Annotated in this window: 5 protein-coding genes; all 5 read right to left on the bottom strand. The window is 70.3% G+C overall.

All coding sequences use genetic code 11. From position 1 onward, the window contains the following. Positions 1-72: 72 nt before the first annotated feature. Positions 73-1,971 carry an AMP-binding protein gene (locus ACT6Y9_RS09355; protein WP_443744328.1) on the bottom strand — a complete coding sequence of 633 codons (1,899 nt, stop codon included), beginning with the start codon at positions 1,969-1,971 and terminating at the stop codon, positions 73-75. 72 nt (positions 1,972-2,043) lie between these two features. Next, on the bottom strand, positions 2,044-2,610 hold the full coding sequence (locus tag ACT6Y9_RS09350) for a strain DSM (RefSeq protein ID WP_443744327.1): 567 nt from the start codon (positions 2,608-2,610) through the stop codon (positions 2,044-2,046). Positions 2,611-2,614: 4 nt separating this feature from the next. Further along, positions 2,615-2,899 carry an acyl carrier protein gene (locus tag ACT6Y9_RS09345; RefSeq protein WP_295480988.1) on the bottom strand — a complete coding sequence of 95 codons (285 nt, stop codon included), beginning with the start codon at positions 2,897-2,899 and terminating at the stop codon, positions 2,615-2,617. A 3-nt stretch (positions 2,900-2,902) separates the two neighbouring features. Next, positions 2,903-3,166, bottom strand: coding sequence for a phosphopantetheine-binding protein (locus tag ACT6Y9_RS09340; protein WP_295480987.1), 264 nt, complete (start codon positions 3,164-3,166; stop codon positions 2,903-2,905). Positions 3,167-3,173: 7 nt separating this feature from the next. Further along, the coding region (locus tag ACT6Y9_RS09335) for a lysophospholipid acyltransferase family protein (protein ID WP_443744326.1) at positions 3,174-3,772 on the bottom strand (599 nt) is incomplete at its 5' end.

Genomic DNA, 3,772 nt, shown 5'->3' with positions numbered 1-3,772 from the left:
CCGGGCCGGTGAGGCAAATTCTAGAGAAGCCGGCCGCGGGCGGCGCCGTCCTAAGGGAGAACCCCAAGGCCTCTACGCGGGATCGACGGCGGCCCAGTCCGCCGCACCGCTCGACTGCACGGTTTCTTCGCCGCCCTCGAGCGAGCGCCATTCGAAGCGCACCGCGCCGCCGAGGTCGGCGAATCCCTCGGGGAGGTCGATCACGAGCCGCAGCTTCATGCCGGGCTTCGTCAGGGCGCGGAACTTGAGCTGCCGCACCGTGCGGGGGGCGAGCCCTTCGATTCCGGGCAAGACCTCGCGGAGCGCGCGCTCGACGAGCACGAGCTGCGCGACGCCCGGAAGAATCGGCATCCCGGGGAAATGCCCCTCGAACCACCTGAGGGTCGGCGACGCCTCGAAGCGCAGCGCAAGCCGCCGGCCCTTTGCGGTCTTTTCGTCCGACTCCACCAACCATTCCGGCCGACGCGGGTCGAAGAGCGCCGTCAGCGCCCGCGCGGTGGTCTTGCCCTGGGCGTTCGCGGGGAGCTCGTCCACAAAGCGCCAGCGGCGCGGGAGCGCCATCGCGGGGAGGCCTTCCCTCAGGAGCGCGCGCAGGCGGCGCACGAGGGCGGCCTTCCCCTCGGCAAAGAGGAGTTCGCGGCAGCGGGGCGAAGGTTCGGCGACGGCGGCGAGCGCCTCGCGGGCGCCTTCGGCCGTTGCCTCGGGGAGCGGGAGCACCCGCACGCGGCCGACGAGTCCGGTTTTTTCTATGGCGGCCTCAACTTCGGGGAGCGACACGCGCTTGCCTTCGATCTTCACGATGCGGTCGGCGCGCCCGAGGAGCGTGAAGCCGCTCGCGTCGAGCCGGATGCGGTCCGAGCCGTCGATCCACCCCGCGCGCTCAAGGTGGCGCCCGGAAAGGGTCACGAGCCCTTCGCCTTCGGAGAGGACGTCGCCCGCGTCCGTGCGAACGGCGGCGGTGATGCCTTGAACCGTGCGCCAGGGCGGGGTCGAGAGCGTTCCGTCCGCCGAGGGAGTGCGCCGCCGCCAGGCGATGCCGCCCGTTTCGGTGGAGCCGAGCACCTCGATGGGGAAGTGCCCGAGGGCGGCCGCGGCATGGCGCGCGCCCGCTTCGTCAAGGGGCCCCGTGGAGGAGAAGACCACCGCGACGGCGTCGCGGACGCTTGAAAAGAGTTCGGGATGGATGAAGCGCTTCAGGTGCGCCGGGGCGGCCACGACCACGGCGCGCCGGCCGCGGGCCTTCGCGGCGGCGAGCGCTTCGACGAGCGATTCGGGAAAGTGCCGGCGGGGCCCGGCGATCAGGGCGCTGCCGCTCATCAGGGGCCAGAGCACGCGGAAGAGAAGCCCGTAGATGTGCTGCGCGCTCACGGTGCCGATCACCTCGACGGGCCCGAGCGCGTCGGTGCCGCCGGGGAGCCCCGCGTCGATCGCCTCGGGCTCCCAGAAGGCCTGCTCGAGGCGCTTGCGCACGGGCTTCGCTTCGCCCGTGCTGCCGCTCGTGAGGAGCGAGAGGAGCTCCGCCCGGTCGTCGAGGAGCGGAAGGTCCGGCGGGACGGCCATGGCGTTGAGGGTCTGCGCGTCCGCTTCAATCCCGGGGAGGCGCGCCGCCCGGCCGCCTCCGGCAAGCCCCGCCGCCTCCAGAGCCAGGACGGTTTCATCGAGCTCTACGCCCCCCGCTTCGAGGCGCTCGAGCGTCCCGGGGAGCAGGTCGCCCGGGAGCACCACGTGCACGCCCGCGGCCCAGAGGCCGAAGAGCGCGGGGGCGAGCTTCACGGCATCCTCGTCGTAGAGCACCGCGGTGCGGCGGCGCTCCTCGGGGAGCTTGAGCACGGCGTCGCGCCAGAGGCCGACCGCGGCGAGAAAGCCCCGGAAGGTGAGGACCGCGCCGGAGGCGTCTACCCCGACGGGGCGGTTGAGCGGCGTGGAGGGGGCGGGGCGCAGAAGTCGGGAGAGGCGGGTGGCGGTGGGCATGGTCGGCGGAAAACTCGGGGGAAGGTGGGCGGGAGTGACGGATGGTCGGAAGGGCGGGGGGAATCCTCAAGTCTAGCCGCGGGCGCGGCGCTTCATCACGAGGCGCCGCAGCAGGAATTCCCCCGTGAAGAGGAGGCCGATCAGCACGTAGGAGATGCAGCCGTTCCAGAGCATCCATAGGCTGCGGTCGCCCGAGAGGACGGTGGCGAGCGCGGTGAGTCCGTTCAGGATGAAGAACCCGCACCAGACCTCGGTCACGCCCCGGCACCAGCGCACGCCCTCGGGGGGGAGGTTCTTCTCCTTGAGCCGCGCGAGGCGCTCGACCACGGGCGTTCCCCGGAGGGAGGAGCCGAAGAGCCAGAGGAGGAAGACGTTGACGAGGACCGGGTAGAGGAGCATCGGCTCCTCGGCGTCGAGGAGAAGCGAGGCGAGGGCAAGGAGCGAGGCCGTCGCGAAGAACCCCCAGGACTCGAGGTCGCGCTTCAGGGCGGCGCGCACGAGCATCACGAGGGCGAGGGCCGCGGCGACGGGAAGGACGCCCCAGTGGCGCAGCCCCCACCATGCCCAGAGCGGATAAAGGCCCGCCGCGAGCGCGGCGAGCCCTCTCAAAAGCGGCCGGATCCAGCGGGAGGCCGGCACGGAGCTACTTCGCTTCCGAGGGATCGGGTTCGTCCATGATCTTCGCGATCACGCGGACGACGTCCTCGAACGTGCGGACCTGCTTGAAGGCCTCCGGGGAGACGCGGCGGCCGCCCAGGAGGGGCTTGAGCTGCACGATCATGTCCACGGCGTCGATGGAGTCGATGTCGAGGTCCTCGTAGAGGCGCGCCTCCGGCTTGATCTTGTCGGCCGGGATCTCGAACTCATTGACGAGGATGTCGGAGAGGACGTCGTAGACCTTCTGCTCCTGAGGGTTGAATTCAGTCATTTGTCAGTTCTGTTTGTGGGTTTCGATGTAGGCGGCGAGCGAGCGGACGTTCTTGAAGACGCTGCGGGCTTCCTCGCTCTCGGCGGTGAGGGTCACGCCCCAGCGCTTCTTGAGGGCGAGGCCGAGTTCAAGGGCGTCGATGCTGTCGAGCCCGAGGCCTTCGCCGAAGAGCGGTTCGTCGGGATTGATGTCTTCGGGCTGAATGTCCTCGAGGCCGAGCGAGGAGATGATGAGCGCCTGGATTTCGGGGATGAGGGTGTTTTCCATCGTCGTCTCAGTGTGCGTTGGTGGTGGGCCGCTCGAAGAGCAGCCGGCCGAGGTCCTGGGTGAGCCGGCGCGCGGCTCTGCGGGCGTCGGAATTATAAAGAGTGAGGTAGGGTTCAACCTCAATTTCGGGGAGCGCCTCGAAGGTGAGGGTCATCGGCTCCTCGGGGAGGTGCCACCAGCCGCGGTCCTTCGTGAGCCAGCGCGGGTGCGCGGTGATCCGCACCGGCGTGATCGGCCGCCCGGTGTGGAGCGCGAGCTGCGCCGCACCGCGGTGGAGCCGCGGAATTTCGCCCGCGGGAAGGTCCGAGGGCGTTCTCGTGCCTTCGGGAAAGATCACGAAGGCGGCGCCCGAGGCGAGATCTTCGGCGAGGGCGGGAAGCGCCGCCGGACCCGCGTCGTTCGCGGCGTAGCCCGCCGCGCGGATGGGCGCCCGCGTGAACCAGTTCCTGAGGAGCGACGCCTTCACGATTGTGGTCGCCTCCGGCACGATCGAGATGAGGCAGACCACGTCGATCAGCGACGGATGGTTCGCCGTGAAGACGGCGCCCGGCTTCATGAACGCCTCGGGGTTCTTCACGCGCACCCGCACGAGGCCGAGGCGTTCGA

The sequence above is a fragment of the Sutterella sp. genome (assembly GCF_052272535.1).
In the GTDB taxonomy this organism is placed as follows: Bacteria; Pseudomonadota; Gammaproteobacteria; order Burkholderiales; family Burkholderiaceae_F; genus Sutterella.
The sequence above is the reverse complement of the archived record's forward strand: the minus strand, read 5'-3'. Positions and strand labels throughout refer to the sequence as shown.